The following is a 1,078-nucleotide window of genomic DNA, read 5'->3' as shown; positions in this document are numbered from 1 at the left end:
TCCCCCGATGATTTTGGGCGCAATAAAAGCGATAATTTTTTGTACCATGCCCTCAGCGATCGCCGCCGCACTTAAACCGCCGCCGCACTCCCACAAAACCTGACAAAATCCCCTTTGATCAAGATTTTCCATCACTAAAGTGGGTGTCACCTCGGTTAGTTCGATCACTTCCACGCCTTTTGTTAATAATTGTTGCTTAAGCTTGACATTAGAATCAATTTGTGTATAAACAAGGGTGGGAAATTGACTGGTATCCCAAAGATGGGCGGAGGGGGGTAAATCGAGCGATCGAGTCATGACCACGCGCAGGGGATTATGATCGGAGAGGCCGTGAGTGGTGAGGTGGGGATTATCTTGACGGACAGTGCTACCGCCGACGATAATCGCATCACAGGCTGATCGCAGTTGATGAACTATTTGGCGAGAAGCGGGGCTAGTAATCCAAGTGCTATGACCGCTAGTAGCGGCAATTTTGCCATCGAGAGTCATGGCATATTTGAGGATACCGAAGGGTTTTTTAGCGGTGATGCGATGGATAAAACCCTGATTGAGTTGACGACATTCGGACTCCTCCACCCCCACCAGCGTCTCGATGCCTGCCGATGCTAATCTTTGAATGCCTTTCCCCGCCACCAGGGGATTAGGATCGATCATCCCCACCACCACTTTTTTAATGCCTGCTTGCACAATTGCCTCGCTACAGGGTGGAGTACGTCCATAGTGGTTACAGGGTTCGAGATTGACGTATAAAGTGGCACCACGGGCTTTTTCTGCCGCTTGTCTCAGGGCGAAAACTTCTGCATGGGGTTGTCCGGCCCCTGGGTGAAAACCTTCGCCGATAATTGTCCCCTCTTGAACGATCACAGAACCCACCAAAGGATTAGGAGAAGTCCGGCCTAAGGCTTGCCTAGCAAGGGTTAGACATCTTTGCATCATTGTGCGATCAAATTCCGTTGCTCGGGCCATGGTTTATTTCTCCAAAGGAGGGGAGACTTTTCAGTGATCAGTAAACAGTAATCAGTGGGAATTATAAATTATAAATTATGAATTGGGAGATGGGGGTGATGAGGTGATGGGG

At 49.3% G+C, this 1,078-nt stretch carries 1 protein-coding gene; it reads right to left on the bottom strand.

Going from position 1 to position 1,078, the window contains the following annotated elements; translation table 11 throughout:
- The coding region (gene ribD, locus IQ242_RS25485; RefSeq protein ID WP_193961867.1) for a bifunctional diaminohydroxyphosphoribosylaminopyrimidine deaminase/5-amino-6-(5-phosphoribosylamino)uracil reductase RibD at window positions 1-966 on the bottom strand (966 nt) is incomplete at its 3' end.
- Window positions 967-1,078: the final 112 nt, after the last annotated feature.

Origin of the sequence: Microcystis sp. LEGE 08355, assembly GCF_015207185.1 — a bacterium.
GTDB lineage: Bacteria > Cyanobacteriota > Cyanobacteriia > Cyanobacteriales > Microcystaceae > Microcystis > Microcystis panniformis.
Note: the sequence above shows the minus strand (reverse complement) of the source record. Positions and strands in the feature narration are given on the sequence as shown.